Annotated in this window: 20 protein-coding genes; 3 read left to right on the top strand and 17 right to left on the bottom strand. The window is 60.9% G+C overall.

Annotated features, from left to right (window positions below; genetic code table 11):
• Nucleotides 1-8 precede the first annotated feature (8 nt).
• The 3 genes from rpoN to GRAN_RS01405 all read right to left on the bottom strand — a co-directional run bounded on the left by rpoN (nucleotide 9) and on the right by GRAN_RS01405 (nucleotide 5,133).
• A complete protein-coding gene (rpoN, locus tag GRAN_RS01395) occupies nucleotides 9-1,706 on the bottom strand; it encodes an RNA polymerase factor sigma-54 (protein WP_128911237.1) in 1,698 nt (565 codons plus the stop codon).
• Between the two features lie 194 nt (nucleotides 1,707-1,900).
• Entirely contained in the window at nucleotides 1,901-2,629 is a 729-nt protein-coding gene (gene lptB, locus GRAN_RS01400; RefSeq protein ID WP_128911238.1) for an LPS export ABC transporter ATP-binding protein, read from the bottom strand.
• Nucleotides 2,630-2,631: 2 nt separating this feature from the next.
• A complete protein-coding gene (locus tag GRAN_RS01405) occupies nucleotides 2,632-5,133 on the bottom strand; it encodes an LptA/OstA family protein (RefSeq protein ID WP_128911239.1) in 2,502 nt (833 codons plus the stop codon).
• Between the two features lie 68 nt (nucleotides 5,134-5,201).
• Here GRAN_RS01405 and GRAN_RS01410 point away from each other — a divergent pair, with 68 nt between their 5' ends.
• Complete coding sequence (locus tag GRAN_RS01410; protein WP_128911240.1) at nucleotides 5,202-5,963, top strand: hypothetical protein; 762 nt, start codon at nucleotides 5,202-5,204, stop codon at nucleotides 5,961-5,963.
• A gap of 85 nt (nucleotides 5,964-6,048) precedes the next feature.
• Here the strand turns inward: GRAN_RS01410 and glyS are convergent, their stop codons facing one another.
• The 12 genes from glyS to GRAN_RS01470 form a co-directional block, all read right to left on the bottom strand.
• A complete protein-coding gene (gene glyS / locus GRAN_RS01415) occupies nucleotides 6,049-8,145 on the bottom strand; it encodes a glycine--tRNA ligase subunit beta (RefSeq protein WP_128911241.1) in 2,097 nt (698 codons plus the stop codon).
• A 74-nt stretch (nucleotides 8,146-8,219) separates the two neighbouring features.
• Nucleotides 8,220-9,167 carry a glycine--tRNA ligase subunit alpha gene (locus tag GRAN_RS01420; RefSeq protein ID WP_128911242.1) on the bottom strand — a complete coding sequence of 316 codons (948 nt, stop codon included), beginning with the start codon at nucleotides 9,165-9,167 and terminating at the stop codon, nucleotides 8,220-8,222.
• A gap of 45 nt (nucleotides 9,168-9,212) precedes the next feature.
• Nucleotides 9,213-9,680, bottom strand: a complete 468-nt coding sequence (locus GRAN_RS01425) for a DUF3455 domain-containing protein (protein ID WP_241654270.1) — start codon at nucleotides 9,678-9,680, stop codon at nucleotides 9,213-9,215.
• Between the two features lie 65 nt (nucleotides 9,681-9,745).
• Nucleotides 9,746-10,483 (bottom strand): DNA repair protein RecO, encoded by a 738-nt coding sequence (recO, locus tag GRAN_RS01430; RefSeq protein WP_128911243.1) that lies wholly within the window; start codon nucleotides 10,481-10,483, stop codon nucleotides 9,746-9,748.
• A 90-nt stretch (nucleotides 10,484-10,573) separates the two neighbouring features.
• On the bottom strand, nucleotides 10,574-10,834 hold the full coding sequence (locus GRAN_RS01435; RefSeq protein WP_128911244.1) for a 4Fe-4S dicluster domain-containing protein: 261 nt from the start codon (nucleotides 10,832-10,834) through the stop codon (nucleotides 10,574-10,576).
• A 144-nt stretch (nucleotides 10,835-10,978) separates the two neighbouring features.
• The gene (locus tag GRAN_RS01440) at nucleotides 10,979-11,860 is read right to left on the bottom strand and encodes an inositol monophosphatase family protein (RefSeq protein ID WP_128911245.1); all 882 of its coding nucleotides are present in this window, start codon (nucleotides 11,858-11,860) and stop codon (nucleotides 10,979-10,981) included.
• Between the two features lie 17 nt (nucleotides 11,861-11,877).
• Complete coding sequence (locus tag GRAN_RS01445) at nucleotides 11,878-12,888, bottom strand: VWA domain-containing protein (RefSeq protein WP_128911246.1); 1,011 nt, start codon at nucleotides 12,886-12,888, stop codon at nucleotides 11,878-11,880.
• 2 nt (nucleotides 12,889-12,890) lie between these two features.
• Nucleotides 12,891-13,364, bottom strand: coding sequence for a molybdenum cofactor biosynthesis protein MoaE (locus GRAN_RS01450; protein WP_128911247.1), 474 nt, complete (start codon nucleotides 13,362-13,364; stop codon nucleotides 12,891-12,893).
• Nucleotides 13,361-13,621: a MoaD/ThiS family protein gene (locus GRAN_RS01455; protein ID WP_161570790.1), complete on the bottom strand. Its 261-nt coding sequence runs from the start codon at nucleotides 13,619-13,621 to the stop codon at nucleotides 13,361-13,363. Before GRAN_RS01455 ends, GRAN_RS01450 begins: the two co-directional genes overlap by 4 nt.
• A 42-nt stretch (nucleotides 13,622-13,663) precedes the next feature.
• Nucleotides 13,664-14,080, bottom strand: coding sequence for a DUF6321 domain-containing protein (locus GRAN_RS01460; RefSeq protein WP_192897964.1), 417 nt, complete (start codon nucleotides 14,078-14,080; stop codon nucleotides 13,664-13,666).
• A 135-nt stretch (nucleotides 14,081-14,215) separates the two neighbouring features.
• A complete protein-coding gene (gene lon / locus GRAN_RS01465; protein WP_128911249.1) occupies nucleotides 14,216-16,651 on the bottom strand; it encodes an endopeptidase La in 2,436 nt (811 codons plus the stop codon).
• Nucleotides 16,652-16,864: 213 nt separating this feature from the next.
• Nucleotides 16,865-17,698 (bottom strand): prephenate dehydratase, encoded by an 834-nt coding sequence (locus GRAN_RS01470; protein ID WP_241654271.1) that lies wholly within the window; start codon nucleotides 17,696-17,698, stop codon nucleotides 16,865-16,867.
• Between the two features lie 144 nt (nucleotides 17,699-17,842).
• On the opposite strand from GRAN_RS01470, the gene GRAN_RS01475 reads away from it, so the two are divergent.
• Together GRAN_RS01475 and GRAN_RS01480 are read left to right on the top strand one after the other, a co-directional pair.
• Nucleotides 17,843-17,992, top strand: coding sequence for a lmo0937 family membrane protein (locus tag GRAN_RS01475; protein WP_128911250.1), 150 nt, complete (start codon nucleotides 17,843-17,845; stop codon nucleotides 17,990-17,992).
• 78 nt (nucleotides 17,993-18,070) lie between these two features.
• A complete protein-coding gene (locus tag GRAN_RS01480) occupies nucleotides 18,071-18,424 on the top strand; it encodes a CsbD family protein (protein WP_128911251.1) in 354 nt (117 codons plus the stop codon).
• Nucleotides 18,425-18,490: 66 nt separating this feature from the next.
• On the opposite strand, the gene GRAN_RS01485 is transcribed toward GRAN_RS01480, so the two are convergent.
• Both GRAN_RS01485 and GRAN_RS01490 read right to left on the bottom strand, forming a co-directional pair.
• Nucleotides 18,491-19,366, bottom strand: a complete 876-nt coding sequence (locus GRAN_RS01485) for a UbiA-like polyprenyltransferase (RefSeq protein WP_128911252.1) — start codon at nucleotides 19,364-19,366, stop codon at nucleotides 18,491-18,493.
• 76 nt (nucleotides 19,367-19,442) lie between these two features.
• Nucleotides 19,443-20,216 carry a BON domain-containing protein gene (locus GRAN_RS01490; RefSeq protein ID WP_128911253.1) on the bottom strand — a complete coding sequence of 258 codons (774 nt, stop codon included), beginning with the start codon at nucleotides 20,214-20,216 and terminating at the stop codon, nucleotides 19,443-19,445.
• Nucleotides 20,217-20,279: the final 63 nt, after the last annotated feature.

The following is a 20,279-nucleotide window of genomic DNA, read 5'->3' on the forward strand; positions in this document are numbered from 1 at the left end:
GATGCGTTTTACCGTACTCGCCGTTGGTGCGTACTCGGGATTTGGAGATCCTCCCGGTACTTCGCCACCGTCCTACGCGTGACCTGGATACCTTCCCGCTGCAACTGCGCCGCTAACTGGTCGTCCGTGAGCGGCTTCCTCGAGTCCTCCGCTTCAATCATCTGCTTTACCTTCCGCTTGAGCAATACCAAGGGAAGGTCCCCCCCTTCGGGGCCGCCGACGCCCTCGGAGAAGAAAAATCGCAGTTCATAGACGCCCTGGTGGGTGTGGACGTATTTGTTCGACACCGCGCGGCTGACCGTCGAGGGATGCACCCCAAGCTCCTCGGCAACTTCCTTGATCATCATCGGTTTCAGGCCGGACTCACCTTTTTCAAGAAACTCCTGCTGCCGCCTTAAGATCACCTCGCAGGTACGCACGATCGTGTTTTTCCTCTGCTCGATGTTCCGGAGAAGCTGGATCGCCGACTTGTAGCGCTCCTTCACGTACTCACGGACTTCCTTCTCCGTCTGCTTCTGCCGGAGCATCTTGCGGTAGCCCTGGTTGAGGCGCAGTGTTGGCAGGTCGTCCTCATTCACCACCACGACGTAGACGTCGTCCCGCTTCACGAAGGCCACGTCCGGCTCGATCAGCCGCGTTTCGGACTGGTTGTACCGCTGGCCGGGCCGGGGGTCGAGCGTCCGGATGAAGTCCACCGCAGCCTGTACTTCATCAGCCGAGCGGCCGCAGCTCTTCGTCAGCTCTCGCATATCCTTCTTCTGCAGAAGCCCAAGAAAGTTCGTGACGATATTCTCCGCCACGGAAAAGGTGTCCGTCCGGTCGACGGAAACCCGGCCCTTCGGCTCCGGAATTTCCGCGTACTCGTCCGGATCGTCCCACCTGGTTTTTTTCGAGAACGCCCCGTTCGATGAAGCGCCATTGGACGAAGCGCCGTTGGACGAAGATCCGTTGGAACCAGCTTTTTTCTTCGACTCTTCCCTCTGACGCCGGGCGAGCGTCATCTCCGCCTCGCGCCTTTGGGCGCAGATCTGGATGATGAGGCATTCCTTCAGGTCTCGAGCCGCCACTCCGACGGGATCAAGCTGATTGACCAGCTCGCGCGCGGCGATAACGTCCGCAAGCGCCTTAGCCCGCGCCGCCTCGAACTCGTCCGGTCCGGTCGTCAAGGAGATCCTGCCCGCAATCAGGAGGGCCTCGGCCATCTCTTCGTCGCTCGCGGTCAGGTATCCATTTTCGTTCAGGTTCCCGACGACGAGATCGGCGGCGGCTTTGACTCCGGGCGTCAGGGTCAGGGCGCCAAGCTGCCACCCCAGGTGATCGCTCAGGGTGCTAGGTTGCGACAAAAAATGCTCAAACGAGGGCTTATCTGACTCCTCGAAGTTCGACGCAGTCTTGAAACCGGGGTCGAGATAATCCTGAAAGTAGCTGCCGAAATCGATCTCATCGAAGGGATCTTTCTCGACCCGCTCGGTCTCCGCGGCGACATCCTCCGCGGAGCGTTCGCGATCTCCTTCGATTCCCGTCCGTTCATCCAGCGAGACGCTGATCTCCTCCAGTTCTTCCAGAACCGGGTTCTCGATCATCTCGTTGTTCAGCATTTCCTTCAGTTCGAGCTTGTTCAGCGCGAGCACGCTGACCATCTGCACCAGGCCGGGAGTCAATACCTGCCGTTGCGATACCCGTAAATTCAGCTTGGGCTGAAGCAAAAGTCACCAACCTCACGACGTGGAATGCCAGGGAGCATTCGTGAGACAGCCAAACCCGTTCAGCAGCGAGCGGGAAACAAACGGCCCCCGACTTGCTCAGAGGCTCCGCTTGCACCAAAGTCTACACGCCTTCGGCCCGCCCTGCCGAGTCCCTGCTTTTAGTCGCTACTCCGGTGCCCCGTTCCCGGGACCTTCTAGTCCATGGAAAACTTTTCGCCCAGATAGATCCTCTTTACCTCAGCGTCGCGACCAAGTTCGCCCGGTGTTCCCGCGCGAAAGATCGTTCCCTCGTTGATGATGTACGCCCGATCCACCACCGAGAGGGTCTCGCGGACGTTGTGGTCTGTGATCAGCACCCCGATCCCGCTCGCCTTCAGGCCGAAGATAATCTCCTGTAGATCCAGCACAGCGATTGGGTCGATTCCCGAAAACGGCTCGTCCAGTAAAATGAATGCCGGCTCGATGGCCAGACACCGGGCGATCTCGACCCGGCGTCGCTCGCCGCCGCTCAGGGCGTACCCATGGGTCTTGCGAACGTGCCCGAGGTTCAACTGCTCAATCAGCTTTTCGGTCTTTGTGCGACGGCTCTCCCAGCTGAGGTGTTGCGCTTCGAGGACGGCGAGAATGTTCTCTTCCACGGTCAGCTTACGGAAGACCGAGGGCTCCTGCGGCAGGTAGCTGATGCCGTACTTCCGTGCCCGCAGATACATTGGCAGCCGAGTGATGTCGTCGCCGTCAGCGAGCACCCGGCCGGAATCGGGCCGAACCAGCCCGACGATCATGTAGAAACTCGTTGTCTTTCCGGCTCCATTGGGGCCGAGCAAACCCACGACCTCGCCCTGCTGAATCTCGACCGACACCCCGCGAACCACCTGCCGCCCGCCATACGACTTGCCAATCTCTTCGGTTACCAACCGCCGCATCGTCACTGCTTCACCCGCGTTTCCGTCCGCACACGCTTCCCAGCATTTTCCTTTGACCCAGTTTGGATGCCCCCGCTCGACACAACGACGCTGTCATCTCCGGAATGAAACTGCAAAGCCGCTCCCGTTACGGTTCCACGCGCATCGTCCTCAACTTTGGGAGGCGCCGCCGGCGTTCCGGTCAGCACGAAAAGCCCATCGCTTGACGTGTAAACGAGTTGCTCTCCCGTGCCACGGCGCCCCGGCTGCACGATGTCGATCTTGCCCGTCGCGACGACTCGATCCACGCTGCCACCGAGGAACATCCCGGGTGTCTTGCCTGCGGCACTCGGAGGGCCGCCAGCCTTCGCTGCCTCGGGTCCTTGCAGGTACGCGGTCGCCTGCTGCGCCTTCATGCTTCCCTGCGCATCCTCAACCAGCACTCCACCACTGAAAACCACTTCCCGGGCTGCATCCGTATAAACCATCTTGCGGCTTGCGATCCTCACCGGGCCGCCCTGCCCGCTGGCCTTCCCGGCAACGCTCTTCTGGGCTGCGGGCTTCACCGTGCTCCCCTGCGAGACGAGCGTGGTATGCACCACCATGCCAGTGCCCGGCCCGCTCGCCGTCAGACGCTTCGCGCCCTGCTCAAACTCAAGCACTGGAGCCTCTACCTGCGATGGGCCCTGCCACAACCGGGCCGCGCGTCCCGTCCCGTAGAAGAACGCCGTATCAGCCTCCGGCTTCTTCGCCCCCGCAGCCGCGTCGACGGGTCCCCGCTTGAACTCTGCGCGGTCCGCCAAGATGTGAACCGGCTCGCCTTCGCTTCCGTCCTTCGCCGCCTGCGCGTAGTTGACCCGCACGGCACCCTCGGCAGTCGCATTGCCCGCCCCACGCTCGACGACGACGCGGTTTCCCCAGAGCGTGCTTTCGGTGTTCGTCATCTGAACGCCGCCCGTGAGGGTCACCTTGTCCGCGTCCGCGTCGTAGACCGCCTTCTCAGCCGTCGAACGCTCCTCCACCGGAACCATCGCGCTGCCCTGTTTCCGCATGCTCTTCCGCACGGTCACCACGTGCCCCTGCTGGACGGCGGATGCTAATTGCTCTGCCTGCCTCCCACCATGCGAAGCGGTATCGCTCGTCCGGAATTCCAGGTCGGTCGTATCCCCCGAGCTCACCTCATCCACACCATCCCCGTTGAGCTGGTGGAGCGAGGTGTGCCCGGTCCCCAGCACCTTCGAAACCTGCTTGCCAGCGAGGAAGTGCGCCTTCAGGTCGTCGCCCGCCATCTCGGTCCGAGTCTCTTTCTGTCCGGGCTTCTTCGCCTCGTCCACGACGACGAGCCGCGCCCCACCCGTTGCCTCCGCATCCCGTATCTCGGCCTTCTTTTCAGTCCCTGAAGGACCGAGCGCGATCTCGACAGCCTGGCCCGTCAACGTTCGCGAGTTCCAGGCTCCAGAGGCAGGCACCTGCTCCCTGGTCTCCATCCGCACACCGCCGGTCATGGAAACGTGCTCCGCCTGACCGGCCTTATCGAAGAGCACCCTAAGATCCGCCGCGGTCCCTCGCTCCTGCCGCGCTGACTCATCCTCTGAATAGGTCACGTCGCCAGAAAACCGGGCATTTTCAGCCTTACCGTCAGCGTTCAGGAGTACGTCCGCATGACCGGCCGTCAGGGTGCCCCCTGTCGAGCGCGTCACCGTCACCTTGCCGCTGCCCTCCATTCGTTCCGGCGACCCGTCCTTCCGCACATGCACAACGCCCTGCTCCGCTGTCACCGTCTCCTGCGTTGTGACTACCTTGGCTCCCGTCAGATCCGCGACCTGCTCAAGCCTGTGCAGTTCCGCGCGGCTTGCCGTCATCACCATCGGCCCTGTCGTCGTCAGACCGTTCATGCGCACGTTGGACTGCAGGACGAGCACGCCAGTGTCGGAGTTGTAATCCGCCCCGTGCGCACGACCGGTCATCTTGCCTTCGGAGAACTCGATATCTTCAGGCGTAGCCGCCACACCAAGCTTCTTCAGGTAGACGAGCCCTGAAGTCTTCACGTGAATCATCTTTGCGTCCGAGACAGGCTCACCTTCGGTCACGGGCACCGGCCTCTGCTTCTTCGTCGAGCCATCCGCCGGGGCAGGCGCTTCGAGGTCCATGTGCACTTCGCCGATCGCCCGGATGATCTCCGCCGCCTGGTCGTATTCGAACTCGTTTCCGTACACCCGGTCTGCGCGGTCCTGCTTCCGCCCATAGAGAACGATGCCTACGTCGTGCAGAAGCACCTTGCCGTCATTCCTCTGCTCGAGCTTCGCCGCATGCATGGTGAAGATGGCATGGCCATCCGATCCGGACTGCGACCAGGTGTAACCCTCCGCCTGGCGTGAGATGTTCGCTCCCAGCCGGCCAGGCAGGCCCGCCAGAAACCGGCGCGACCTGTAGTGCGCGTATCCCAGGAACCCCCCGACCACAAGCACGAGCAGCGTCGCACCCACCACAAGCCAAATCCTTATCCTGTCGACGCCAGTCCGCATTATCCGCCTGATCCATCTTCTCACCCCAAAGGCCACGTCTCGCTGGATGACAGGCGTAAACTAACTTAATGGCCGATCAGCTTTACCTGAGCCTCTGGTTCCCAAATTTCCGTCTCGAGAGTCTTCCCCAGGCGCTCGTCGGCGTCATGCGTCAGTTCGCCATCATCGCGGGGGACAAGCGGGTCGCTGCCGCGTCGGCGTACCCGATCGACTTCACCGAATCGCCGACCTACCAGCGCATCTACGTCAACGACGAGCGCGCCGCGGAGTCACCCGATACGGCCGCGTCCGCGATCGAACTTGCCGTCGCCGAGGCCACCGAGCAGCTCCATGAGGACATGGCCTACGAGTTCGAGATGACCTGGCATCTTTGGTACCCGGAGGGTTCGTCGCCAAGCAATCCTCCACGGCCATCCGACGACGACGAAGATCCGGACGACGAGGACCTGGAAGACAGCTTCGACGACGTCGCTCCCCGCAAGACGCCGATTCCGTTTCCCGGCCAGCCCGGCTCGCCCGCGCTCGATTCCCTGTGGAAACGCCACCCCGCCACGGTTCGCATCCTTGGCTTTGGACCGGAGTTCGACCAATCCGGGTACGCGCAGAATGGGCATATCCGTGTCGACTTCGGCCTCGACACCCCGTGGACTTTGGAAGACGCCAGCGTCGACGAAGCCGCCACCAAGCACATTCAACAGAACGTCGAGATGCTGTTGGCGTTCACCCTTCTGGTCGAAAAGCAGTGCAGCATCTCCAGCCGTCTGCTCTGGACCGAATCCGGTGAGCCGTTGGCCGAAAAGCTCATCGCGCGCCTGCAAAAAGTCCACTAGAACGTCTTACTGTGGATCTCCGTGATCCCACCTTCGCCCGGCTTCATCGGTCTAAGGTGGGATCCCATGCGGTAGGAACAGCCATCTACCCCGCCACCACTATCTCTGAAAACTCCGCGATGCCAGAGAAATCCCCAAGCACCCGATCGAGCAGCGCCAGACGATTTCCGCGGACCTCCGCGTCCGGATCCATCACCATCACCGACTCGAAGAACGCGTCTACCTGTGCCCGCAGCCCGGCAATCGCTTCCAGAGCGCCGCGATAGTCGCCAGCGGAACGCATCCGCGCAACTTCGGGAGCGAGCGAAGCGGCCTTCTCCGCAAGCCCAAGTTCGGCGGCATCCTTCAACAGGGCAACATCCACCACGCCACTCGCGGCGAATCCCTTCTCCCGAGCCTGCGCAAGAATATTCGTCATCCGTTTGAACGCGCCGGCAACAGCCGTGAAATCAGCCGACCCACGCACCGCCGTCACCGCCTCCGCACGAGCCACAGCATCGCGGACACCATCCGCCCGAATGGCCAAAACAGCCTTCACCACGTCGTACGCCTGCCCCTTTGCCTCGCGCAAATAGAACTCCAGCCGTTCGGCGAAGAACAGCTCGATCTTGCGCACGACCTCCTCACGTCCCGGAGCCGCGAGGAATGCGATCTCCCCAAGGTTGAGCGGAACCTCGGTCTCGCCCAGAATCTTCACGATGCCATTCGCTGCCCGGCGCAGCGCGAATGGATCCTTCGACCCAGTCGGCTCAAGGCCGAGGCCGAACATTCCGGCGATCGTATCCGCCTTATCGGCAATCGCGAGGAGCGCGCCTTCCATCGTCCGGGGCACAGAGTCTTCCATCGACTCCGGCAAGTACTGGTCGTACACGGCGAGGGCAACCGCTTCGGGATATCCCTGCGCCCGCGCATACAGCCCGCCCACGATGCCCTGCAGCTCCGTAAACTCCTTCACCAACTCTGCCGTGAGGTCGGTCTTCGCGAGCACGACCGCCTGATCCAGCGCTCCAGCATCGACCGCGCCACCGCGCGTCGCTACCTCCGTCGCCAGAAGCTTCGCAACCCCTCTTACCCGCTCCGACTTCGTCGCGTAGCTTCCGAGATCCTTCTGGAAGGTCACCTTCTCCAGCAGCTTCACGCGCTCCATCAGCGGAGTTCTCTGGTCGAACTCCCAGAAGAAGCGCGCATCGTTGAACCGCGCCCGCAGCACACGCTCGTTACCATGCCGGATGACAGCCTGCCCGCGCTCATCCGCCTCGGTGTTCAGCACCGCGAGGAAGTACGGCGCCAGTTTGCCCTCCTTGTTCTCGACCGCGAAGTAGTTCTGGTGGTCGCGCATGACGGTCACCAGCACTTCCTCGGGCAGCTCCAGATACTCCTCCTGGAACGTCCCAAGGATTATGGAAGGCCACTCCGTGAGGTGCGTCATCTTGTCGACAAGCGCATGATCCTCGCGCCAGCGCATTCCCGGAACCGTACGGCACACACGGTCCAGCTCCTTGCGAATCCTGTGCCGCCGCGCCTCGACGTCCGCGATGACGAAGGCCTCGCGCAACGCTTCCTCATAGCCCGCTGCATCCGCAAGATCGATCGCGCTATCGCCGAACAATACCCGGTGCCCATAGGTCAGGTCGTTCGTCATGAAGCCCGCGAAGCTCGTCAGCACGATCTCGGTCCCAAGCATCCCGACCATCCAACGCACCGGCCTCACGAACTTCTCCGGCTTTCCCGGCCGCCAGTACATGTTCTTAGCCCAGTAGATCGCCGCCAGCTCCTTCGGCATCTCCTCGGCAATCACCAGCGCCGCCGTCCGTCCCGGCTTCACGACGGTCGCCGCGAGGTACTCGCCCTTGGGTGTCGTCACCGTACGCAGTGCCTCGACCTCAATACCAGCCTTCTTCGCGAACGCCACTGCCGCCCCGGTGGCCACGCCATCCTTGAACGCGACTTTCACCGACGGCCCGTTCATCTCTTCCGAGACATCCTCCTGACGATCCGCCACCCCCGGGACCAGCACCGCGAGCCGTCGCGGCGTCGAGTAGCTCTTCGCCACCGCATCCGCTCCGACCAGACGTTCCCGCGCCAGCATCGCTACGACACGCCGCTCCAACTCGGCTTGCGCCCCCGCGATCATCCTCGCCGGAACCTCTTCCAACCCGATCTCAAACAAAAAATCCGACATAATCCCTATCTCTTGCGATCGCCGCTTGCTTGTTGGTTTCGCTCCCAAAGGAGCCTGATGTCACCCTTTGCCGTCTAGGCTGTGGTCCCTATCGCGAGCGCCTCGCCCTGTCCCGCGTAAGCCTTCGCGACGCCTACGACGAGCGTGCGAATCCGTCCCATTACACCAACCCGCTCGGTCACGGAGATCGCCCCGCGCGCATCCAGCAAGTTGAAAAGCTGCGAACACTTCAGCGCCAGCTCATACGCCCCAAGCACAGGAAACCGCTTGAGCTTCAACGCATCCATCCCCTCGTAGCGTTTTGCCTGCTCCAGCAAGCCAAGACACTCGGCCTCGTAGAGCTCGAGGTGCTTCCACAACGAAGGCACATCGGCATAGTCAAACCCGTAGGCCGAGAACTGCTCCTCTTCCGGCAAACGCATCTCGCCATACGTCACCTCTCGACCGGAGTCCGGCTCGACCGCCCAGACGATGTCGTAGATCGAGTCGACATCCTGCAGGAAACCGGCGATGCGCTCCAGCCCGTACGTGATCTCCCCGCAGATGGGGTCCAGATCCATTCCGCCGCACTGCTGGAAGTACGTAAACTGCGTGATCTCCAGCCCATCGAGCATCACCTGCCACCCGACACCCCAGGCACCGCCAACCGGCCACTCCCAGTTGTCCTCCTCGAACTTGATGTCGTGCTCTTTCAGGTCGATCCCGATCGCCTCAAGCGATTCGAGATACATCTCCTGGATCCGCAACGGTGGCGGCTTCAGAATCACCTGGAACTGCGTATGCCGGAACAGGCGATTCGGGTTCTCCCCATAGCGCCCGTCAGCCGGACGCCGCGAAGGCTGCGCATAGGCGATTCGCACCGGCTTCGGGCCAAGCACACGTAGAAACGTGTCCGGCGACATTGTTCCCGCCCCCACCTCAACATCATAGGGCTGCTGCAACACACAGCCGCGCTCCGCCCAGAACACCTGCAACTTGAATAGCAATTCTTGAAACGTCAGAGCCTTTTTCTTCTCGACCATCGCGTGCACACGCCTCTTCGAAATCTACGAATCCCCTAAGTCTACCTACTTGGCCGCATAAAACGAATACTTGGCCGAGTACTCCACACGCGTGGACTTCCCAGCTTCGCAGGTTCCAATCGGAGCATTTCCGCCATGCGTTTCCCACCGCCGCACCCAGGCTACTTCGCCAAGTACGCCAGCATCAGCCGCCGGCGTCCCCTTCAGCAGCAGCCAAGGCACAGCCCCAGCCTCAGGCGAGGCCAGCTTATGCACCACCGCCCCCTTCACCGAGCTCCCATCCTTCCAGATCCAGACCGGTCCCGCTCCATGTGTCCCGACCTTCGAACCGCCCTCAAACAGCTCGGCCTCGGGAGCCACAAAGACCCACGCACTTGCATCGCACCGGTAGATCTGGACGCCCCGTCCCTCGACCGTCCGCAGCACTTTCGCTTCCGCAGGAACAGTGACATCCTGACCCACGGCAGCCGCCTGCACCGCCAGCATCACGATCAACCCAACCAGAATCCTCAAACCTTGCCTCCAAAGACGTCCGCTATCCAGATGAGCCATACATCGGCCCGCGTCTAGACCACACATTACGACCGAAAAAGCGCCCTTGCACTCGCCAGGCGCCGCTCCAGGTGCCTCTCCAGCGTCTCGATGGCGAACCGCCGCAGGTCGCCGCCACGGATCCTCGGCCACTCTTCCAAAGCCAACTCCCGCACCGTCCCGCGAAACAGCCGCCCCGCCAGAGCCACAGACTCAGCCGACAAAAGTACCGCGCCCGGCCTCCGGTCATCCTCGCACGTCACGCCGTCGCTCGTCGCCGAGTACCAGACATTCTCACCTCGAAGATCGAGCCCGCACACCACGCAATGACCGAACTCTGGCATCCATCCCATCAGCCGATTCATCCACAGCGCGAAGTAGGTGATGGGCATCCACACCCGGCCAATCTTAAGCTCATCAAGAACCGCAAGTGCCAGCCGGAAGACCGCATCCTCAGGAGCACCGTCCGGCATGGCCTCTTCGAGAACCTCCGCTACCATCTGGAGCGCTGCCGTCCTCTGGTAGTCGATCTCCCGCGAAAGAGGAGAGCTTAGAATCTCGAACGCATCCAGCCGCACCAGCTCCTGCTTCGGCCTCTCCACGTAGCTGGCGCGCACATGCGTCATCGGCTCGAGCGCCCCGCCGAATCGCCTTCGCGACTTCATCGCATGGCGAGCCACACCTCGGACCCGGCCCTGATCCCGTGTAAACAGGCTCACCAGTAGATCCGCCTCGTGAAACGGCCATACCCGTAGCACAAGTGCCTCGCCGACATGCTGGATCACGAGCCACCACCGCTCAAGAGCCTGCCACAAAAGGCAAGACCGCGCAGCTTATACGCTGCGCGGTCACCGGAAACTTCTGCGAAACGAGATTTACCGGCCGAAGTGCGCCGCATTCTTCTCCTGGAACGCAGCCCACTTTTCAGGCAGATCGTCTCCGGCGTAGATCGCCGAAACCGGGCAGACCGGAACGCACGCGCCGCAATCGATGCACTCGACGGGATCGATGAAAAGTTGCTCCGCGTCCGAGTGACCGCCCTCATCCTTCTTCGGATGAATGCAATCTACCGGGCAAGCGTCCACACAGGCCGAATCCTTCGTTCCAATGCAAGGTTCCGCAATTACATACGCCATCTCTTGAATCTCCCTTATGCCGCTTCTGAAATATCGGCTCTTCCTAAGCTTAGGTCTCAATTCTAGCAGTAGAAAGCGACGATCTGCAGGAAAGAAGTGAGGCACATCTAGGACCAAAAAGGCCCGATTTGCAAGGCTTTTGCCCTACTTTGATGCCTCCCGTGCCTTCCGTCGCGCAGCGAACTCAGCGGGCGTAGGAATCGGTTCGAGGTTGCGTCCGGCGAACATATCCGCGAACAAATGCAGCATCTCGCCCTGGATGAGACCATTCGTCGCCAAGACCTCACGCGAGTCGAGTGTGAACTTCCCTCCGTCGAAGTGGGTGAGCGTTCCGCCGGCCTCCTCCACGAGAAGATAGCCAGCCGAGGTGTCCCAGGGGTTGAGCTTGAACTCCCAGTAGCCGTCCAGCCGGCCGCATGCGACGTAGGCCAGGTCCAACCCCGCTGACCCCGCCCTGCGAACTCCATGCGACCGCAGGGTTATCTCCTGATAAAAATGCACATTCGGATTCTCGTGCCGCTTCTGTGAAGGAAAGCCCGTTGCCGTCAGTGACTCCTGCAGTGTCTCCGTCTTCGAAACGTGAATGCGGTGGCCGTTGAGCCAGGCACCGCGCCCGCGCTCAGCCACGAACATCTCGTCGCGTAACGCGTCGTACGTTATCGCCGCGACCATCTCGCCGTCCTCGTCCGGCGCCAGTCCGGCGCGCCGCCGCTCCAGTCCGAGGAGCACGCAGAATGCCGGGAAGCCGTGGGCAAAGTTCGTCGTCCCGTCCAGAGGATCGACGTACCAGCGGAACTCCCGGTCTAAGCCGTCCCGCGTGCCTTCCTCGCCGTAGACGCCGTGGTCCGGAAATGCGGCCTCGAGCCTCTTGACGATCAGCGCCTCACTGGCCCGGTCCGCTGCCGTCACGAGGTCGACGTCCCCCTTGTACTCCATTGCGACGCCGTGCTCGTAGTACTCCTTCAACAGAGCCCCGGCCTCGCGAGCGATTCCCATGGCCACTTCCGCAAACTCAAACCGAACCATCACATCTCCAGACGGACCTACCGCGCATCCGCGTAATACCCACTACGGTATCGCAGCTTGTACTTCGCCTGCAGCCCAGGATCGTTAAGAGTCACGCGGATGGTCCGAAACGACGTGTCCTCGCCACGCTTCGGAGCGTAGTAGCCAAGCAGATACTGCGTCCGCAGATCCTCCGAAACATGCTGGAAGGCCGCGTTCAGGTCGCCTGGATCCTGCACGTAAAAGTACTTTCCTCCCGTGTCCTGCGACATCTGGATAAGCGCATGCTCTCCGCCGGTATTCCTCCCGGCGTCGGCCGACACGGGCACAACGATGATCGAGTACACCAATGCCCCCGCTCGCTGCACCTCTTCCAGCGCCCGCGCGTACACCATACCCTTCTTCGTGTTTCCTCCATCGGAGATGAGCACGATAATCCGTCTCCGTCCGTTCGCCGCACTCGTGTCTTTCAGGCGGTCAGCGGCAAGGTAGATGGCTTCATAGAGAGCTGTGTCGTCCCCGTTCTGCAAGTCGCCTAAACCGGAATCGATACGTCTCGCATCGTTGGTAAACGGCACGATCTCCCTGACCGAGTCGGCGAACTCCATCAGATCGAGCTCATCCTGCTGCCGGACCAGCGCCTTGACGAACTTCTTGCCCGCCTCGCGCTCCAGCTTGTGAAATCCCGTCAGGCTCTCGCTCGAATCGATCGCAAGCACGATCGAGAGCGGCGTCGTCGACTCGCGCTCGAAGATCGCCAACTTCTGCAGCTTTCCATCCTCGTGGATATCAAACTGGTCCTTCTCCAGCCCGCCGACCGGCGCGCCGGTAGCGTCCACGACATTCAGAGCGACGTTCACCAGTCGCGTCTGTACCCGGAGCGTCTCGACATCACGCCCGGTCGACACCGGTGCCTGAGAAGCCGGCTCATTGAGCGGAGTCTCATTTCCCTGCGGAGCCTGTGGCGGCTTCCGCACCACGGGAGCCTGCGCCATCAGCGGCACCTGCACGGCCAACCAGGCGGCCAGCGCCCTCGTCCCCCATCCCATCACTAGACCTTCTTTTCGTCCGGCGATACCGTCTCTTCTAACCGCAAACCCAGTTCTTCCGGAAAAGCCTCTCCGTCGGCCCAAACCGCGCCGTCGATAAAGTACTCTTTTTTCCAGATCGGCACCGTCTTCTTCAGCGTATCGATCAGCCATCGGCACGCCTCGAAGGTCACCCCTCGATGAGCCGAGGCCACCGCGATCAGCACGCTCGTATCACCCACCTCGAGCTTTCCCAGCCGATGGACAAGAGCGATGTCTCGCACGCCAAACTTCGCGGCAGCTTGCTCGGCAAGAGCGCGCATCTGCTCCAGCGCCATCTCGCGATAGGCCTCGTACACCAGGTACAAAGTCTGTCGCCCACGCGTATTGTTCCGCACAATACCATCGAAGACGCACACCGCCCCATCGGGGCCGGCCTTGATCCCGTCCAGAACCTCAACGGTCGCGATCCTCTCGTCCGTGATCTCGATCCTCAAACTACAACCTCGCAACCGCCACTCACAGGCGGCAGGAGCGCCACCTCATCGCCATCTTTCAGCACAGTATCAACCCCTGCATACTCGCGATTGACGGCGACGGCCAGCGCCATCCATACATCACTCTGCTTAGACGCGTGCTCCTGCGAAAGGCGAAGAAGACCCGCCACGGTCTCGCCATCCGCCAACTCTATCGGCTGCCGCTCATCCGGAAAAAGATCTTTCAACATCCCGAAGTACAAAACCGTCACCTGCATGGCGCAAGCATATCCTGCCATCTCGCCCAAAGCCGAATCCGGCTATTCGGCCTTACTACTCGTCTTCTTCACCGCCTTCTTCGACGCCGCTTTCGTCCCGGTAGTTTCATGAAACTTCTCTAGGAGACCCCGCCCTTTCGCGGCGAGCTTTTTCGCCTCACCTTCCGTCTTGGGCATCGGCTCACCCCAGGCCTGCGCGCTCAGCGCCAGCCGCGTCGGCTCGCCGTCCTTCTCCATCGGCCCACGTGGATGGGTGAAGTGACGCGTCAGGAACGATCCCTTCCGCTTCATCTTCTCCGGAGTATCCGCCGCTCCCTTCACCCCGGGCTTCAAATGCGACCCCTCCCGCTCGTTGAAGAACTTTCTTCCCTCAGCCGTAAGCCCACCCTTCGGGTCCTTTCCAGCCTTCGGCATAGACTTCGCCGCCGTCTTCTTTGCTGCCACCTTCTTCGTAGCCATCGCTCCTCCTGAACCTTCCCCGATAGAGCGCAGCAGTCGTCCTCAGGTTTGCCACCACTTCGGCGAGAAAAAAGAAAAGCGGCCCACCCCAACAAGGGGCAGGCCGCCAATTCGATACCATGCACAAAGGGAGACTTACACGGTCGCGCTAAGAACTTCTTCACGCACTTCCTCGTCCTTCACCGTCTCCTTGCGGGTGTGAGGCAGAGCAACCGCCAGCACATCCTCAATCCGCTTTGCATAGTGGATTGTGATCCCCTCCGTCTGGTCTGGAGTCAGATCCTCATCCACCTGCTGCTTGCAGTCCGCTGGCATCACGACATCGCGAACACCAGCCCGCTTCGCCGCGAGGAACTTCTCCTTGATTCCGCCCACCGGCAGCACATCGCCCGAAAGCGTAATCTCGCCCGTCATCGCAAGCAGAGGATGAACCGGGGTATCCGTCAGCAGGCTCACGAGGGCCGTAGCCATCGTCACGCCAGCCGAAGGGCCGTCTTTGGGAACCGCACCCGCCGGAACATGGATGTGAACGTCGATATCCTTCATCACGTCCTCATCCAGCCCAAGCTTCAACGCGTTCGAACGAACCCACGTCAGCGCGGCCTGCATGCTCTCCTTCATCACGTCGCCGATCTGGCCGGTCATCGAGAAGCCGCCCTTGCCCTTCATCTTGTTTGCCTCGATGAACAGCACGTCGCCTCCCGCCGGAGTCCACGCCAGGCCGACCACAACGCCCGAACGCTTCGTCCGCTCCGCGATCTCCGTATCGACACGCACCTTGATCCCGCCAAGGAACTCGTGCACGATCTCCGGAGTAATCGTCAGCAGCTCAGTCCGGCCCTCGGCGATCTTGCGTGCCAGCTTCCGGCATACGGTACCGATCTGCTGCTCCAGTTTGCGGACGCCCGCCTCCCTTGTATAGTGCCGCGCAATCATCGCGACGCTATCCTTCGGGAAATCGATCGCCTCGGGAGTCAGGCCATTCTCCTTGATCTGCCGCGGAATGAGGTACTTGATGGCAATGTTCACCTTCTCCTCTTCCGTGTAGCCGGTCAGTTCGATGATCTCCATGCGATCAAGCAGAGGCCCGGGAATGGTATCGAGCTGGTTCGCCGTGCAGATAAACAGCACCTTGCTCAGATCGAACGGCTGATCGAGGTAGTTGTCGCGGAACGTGTTGTTCTGCTCCGGATCGAGCGTCTCAAGCAGCGCGCTCGCCGGATCTCCCCGGAAGTCGCGTCCAAGCTTGTCGATCTCGTCCAGCATGAACACTGGATCTTTGACCTCGACTCTCTTCAGGTGCTGAATGATCTGCCCCGGAAGCGCGCCGATGTACGTCCTACGATGCCCGCGAATCTCCGCCTCGTCATGCATGCCGCCGAGCGAGATGCGCGAGAACTTGCGATCCAGGGCACGTGCGATCGACCGCCCAAGCGAGGTCTTGCCTACGCCCGGAGGTCCAACGAAGCAGAGAATCGGCCCCTTCATATCTGGCTTCAGACGACGCACGGAGAGGTAGTCGAGGATGCGATCCTTTACCTTCTTCAACCCGTAGTGATCCTCGTCGAGGAACTCCTTGGCCTTCAGAATGTCGACCTCGCCCGAGCTTGTCTTCGACCACGGCAGAACCGCGAGCCACTCGACATAGTTACGCGTCAGGCTGTAGTCCGCCGCCGCCGGGTTCATCCGGCTCAGCCGTCCAAGCTCCTTCAGCGCATCCTTCTTCACGTCATCGGGCATGCCCGCGGCCTCGATCTTCTCTTTCAACTCCGCCATGTCCTTCTGCGTGTCGTCGAGATCGCCGATCTCCTTCTGGATCGCCTTCAGCTGCTCGCGCAGGTAGTAGTCCCGCTGCGACTGCTGCACCGAATCCTGTACCTCGGTCTGGATCTTATTGCGAAGCTGCTGGACCTCAAGCTCCTTCGCAAGATGCTTGTTAATCCGCTCCAGACGCGCCGTAACATCCGCCGTCTCCAGCAGTTCCTGCTTATCCGCCGTCGTCAGAAACGGCAACGAAGACGCAATGAAATCAGCCAGGCGGCCCGGTTCATCGATGTTGATCGCAATCGTCTGCAGATCGTCCGAGAGCGTCGGCGACGAGGTCACGATCTGCTGAAACTCGCTGACCACGTTGCGCTGGAGAGCTTCCAACTCGGGAGTCTTCTCCGGCTCCGCCTCGGCCAGCACCTCGTACTCCGCCGTGAGGAAGGGCGTGGTCTGCCCGAACTCCCCAAGCTTCACCCTCTCATTGCCTTCCGTGAAGACGAAAAGGCTCTGATTTGGCATCTTGACGACTTTATGCACCGTGGCGCGCGTACCGATCGAATGGAGATCCGTTCCCGCCGGCATATCCTGCCGCGCGTCGCGCTGCGCAACCACCAGGATCGTTTTTTCTTCCCCAAGCGATTGGATGAGCTGAATCGAGCTATCACGCCCGACCGTCAGCGGAAGCACCGCATGGGGGAACAACACCGTATCGCGCACCGGGAGGACAGGAATGGGACGCGACGATCCGGACTTTTCTCCCTTGGCTGCGGTCGGCTTGATGACGCTTACAAAATCATTTGCCATGTGAGTGTTCCTCTATCAGATTTCCTGCTTCCTTTTGATGCAGCGGCACTCAGATAGTTTCAGGCTCCCACCGCAGCCGTCAAATCGAGTCGCAATCCGCGCGGGACAAACCCAAGTTTGATGTCCATTAGACCCCCAAATGTCATCGGCAGCACATCCGGATCCATCATTCTTTCCCGCCGAGTCCCAACGTGCGCCTCTTTGTCCCCAGCTTTAGGCTCCCCGGTAGCGCCCCAGAACCTTCAACCGCCCGCAATGCCGCCGCATGGCTTCGACGGCCGCATCCGCCAGCCCGGCGTTCTCGAACCTCACGTCCACGTGGAAGATGTATTCCCACGGATGAGAGATTACTGGACGCGACTCGATCTTGGTCAGATTCACTCCCGCCGCAGCGAGCAGTTCCAAGGCCGCTACCAGCGTTCCCGGCCGGTGTTCGAGCGAGAACGCCAGGCTCATCTTGTCAGGCACCCCTTCACCCGGAGCTTTTACCCCCAAACCGCCCTCCCGGCCGAGCAGGTAGAAGCGCGTGAAGTTCTCCACGTGGTCCTCGATCCCCCCGACAAGAATCTCAGCACCATACTGACGAGCGGCCAGCTCCGGCGCGATACCAGCCGCGTCTCTGAGTCCGTCAGACATCAGCCGCTTCACACTGCCCGCGGTGTCGTAAAACGGAACCACTTCGATTTCGGGATGAGCATGCAGCCAGCGCCTGCACTGTGACAACGCCACGGGGTGCGACATCACTCGACGAACCTCTTCCAGGCGAACTCCCGGAGTAGCGATCACACAGTGGCGTATCCGCAGCATGCTCTCGGCTCTTACTTCGACCGGTCTCTCGAGCAGAAGATCGTAGTGTTCGGCGACCGAACCATGCAGGCTATTTTCGATCGGCAACACCGCGCCATCGACGTCGCCCGAGACCACACGGTTGAAGACCTCCGCCGAGAGTGCGCACGGCACTATTTCCATCTCACCGAGCATTGCAAGCGCAGCCATATGGCTGTTTGAACCAAGCTCGCCCTGTATTGCAATTCTGTCGTTCTTCAAACAATCCACTCCATTTCAAACTTCGTATGTGTTGGCAACCAGTTAGACGCGAAGGGCAACATAACACATGAAGGCTACGCGGCCAGAAGAAATGCAAGCTCATGGAAGAAAGTATTTCCGGGCGCATCAACAGGAGAACGCAACATGCTTTGGACGATCACCATCATCCTTTTTATCCTCTGGATCCTCGGGTTGGTCAGCAGCTACACCCTGGGCGGCTGGATTCACCTCCTTCTCGTCCTCGCAATTATCGTTCTTATTTTCAACCTTCTTTCCGGCCGCCGAGCTTTATAAGGAACGATCCACTAACAAAGACTGTAGTTGGGAGCCCCTCCTCCGAGGGGCTGCATCATTCAGAAACGGAGATGTGCCATGAACGAAGATACGGTTGCGGGTAAGTTGAAGTCGGCAGGCGGAAAGATCAAACAGGCCACAGGCGAGGCCATTGGCAACCAGGAACTTGCAAACTCCGGGGCGGCCGATCGCGTGAAGGGCGCTGCACAGGAGACCTGGGGTAAGACGAAGGATGCCGCGCACGATGTAAGCACCTCGGCGCGCGTTGATGGCGCAGTTGCCCGCGAAGATGCTCACGAATCGGCCCACAATACTCGTGAAGGAATCGCCGGTGCGGCAGAACATTTGAAGGACTCCATTAGCCGCGGCATCGATAACTTCCGTGCCGACCTGCATCATCACGACGAAGAGAAGCTCAGCCAGGTTCAGTAAGTCTTGAGTACCCTGGACGAATAGAAAGGCCCGCATTAGGCGGGCCTTTTCTCTTGCCGCAAGAACCTAGCGCCGAAGCAGAACATCTCCTGCAAAGGCCAAGAAAAAGACGACAGCAATGACACCATTCAACGTAAAGAAGGCAGTGTTCATCCGTCGCAGATCCTTGGGAGAGACGATGGAGTGTTCATACACGAGAAGCGCCGCGACCGCCGCAAGCCCGCTCCACGCGACCGCGCCAAGCCCGAAGAGCCGGATCAGCGAACCGAGGAGGAGCACGGAAGCAAAGTGCATCGTCCGAGCCAGCAGGAACGCCTTTTCCATCCCGAACGCCTGCGGAATGCTGAACAGGCCAGCCTTGCGGTCATGTTCGAAATCCTGACAGGCGTACAGCACATCGAAGCCCGCCACCCAAAGGAGCACAGCCCCGGTAAGCACGACGATCCGCGCATCCAACCCGCCGCGCACCGCGATCCAGGCAGCCGAGGGAGCAATGCCCAGCGCAAGGCCAAGCACGAGATGCGACCATCGCGTCACCCGCTTCATATAGCTATAGGCGAGCACAACCCCGAGTGCGACGGGCGCCAGTTCAAGCGTCAGCCGGTTCAGCATCGCTGCAGCCACGAGAAAGACCGCCGCCGATACAGCGACAAAGGCCGCGACAAATCCACTTCCAAGCGCCCCGGCGGGAATGGCGCGCATCTTCGTCCGCGGATTCGCGGCATCGAGCTTCGCGTCGACGAGGCGGTTGAACGCCATCGCCGCCGAACGTGCCGATACCATGCACACCACGATCAGCAGAAGAACGCGCGCCGGAGGCCACCCGCCCGCAGCCAGCACTGCTCCCGTCAAAGCAAACGGCAGCGCAAAGATGGAGTGCTCCCACTTGATCATCTCCAGCGTCACCGCCGTACTCTTCCACACACTCGTCAAAGCAGCCATACTTCTATCCTAAAAGAGAATGGGCCGCCAGGTGTACCGGCGGCCCAGCGTCGTTCTCGGTTACGGTCTGCGCGAGTCAGTTCTTTGGGTTCGATCCGGCGACCTGAAGGTTGTTCGTAACCTTGAAGACCCCCGGAACGCCATTCGCCCGAATATTGGCGACATCCTTGTCGCCCTGGCTGTCGACCACACCCGAGAGCGTCACGTTACCGTTGACGACCGTTATGCGAATCGGCTTGGCCGGATCCATCGAGTAGCGGTTCAACTGTGGAGCCCCGTAGATCGCGCGCGCTTCCATGATGCGGATGCGATCATCATTCGGCGAGAGCGGAGCCACCTCGATGTTGTCGACCACGTCTTTCACCCCGGGATAGTTCTCCACAAGGCTCACGGCCGAATCCTTATCCACCGGCCCATACGCAACGCCGCCAAGCGTCACGACGCCATTCTCCACGCCGATGGTGAGGGCATTGAATGCCGTCGTGCCATACCCGACGCGGTCATATGCAAGCTTCTCCGCGAGTTTATTCCGCAGCGTCACGTCCTCCACCGGCGGACCTGCGACGGTGATCTCGTTCTGGACGCCTTTTACATTCTTGCGATGGTGCGCCTTCTTATCCGCATCTTCCTTCGCGCTATAAACGTCGACGGTTCCGGTCAGCACTACGACGCCATTCTGCACGGCAACCTTCACATCGTTGAAACGCTTGTTGTCGAGTGCCTTCTGCACATCACCCTGGATCTGGGCGTCGTTCGATCCACCCTGCGCATGGATCGGAATGCCACCAAGCAAGAGCGCACCACCAAGCAGCAAGGTCCCGGCAAATCGCGTGCTCTTCTCGTAGTCCATTAATTCTCCTTGACGGAAGCAATGACGCGCGGACTGAGAGTATCTGGTCCGGCTTCCAGCAAA

The organism is Granulicella sibirica (assembly GCF_004115155.1).
Classification (GTDB): Bacteria; Acidobacteriota; Terriglobia; order Terriglobales; family Acidobacteriaceae; genus Edaphobacter; species Edaphobacter sibiricus.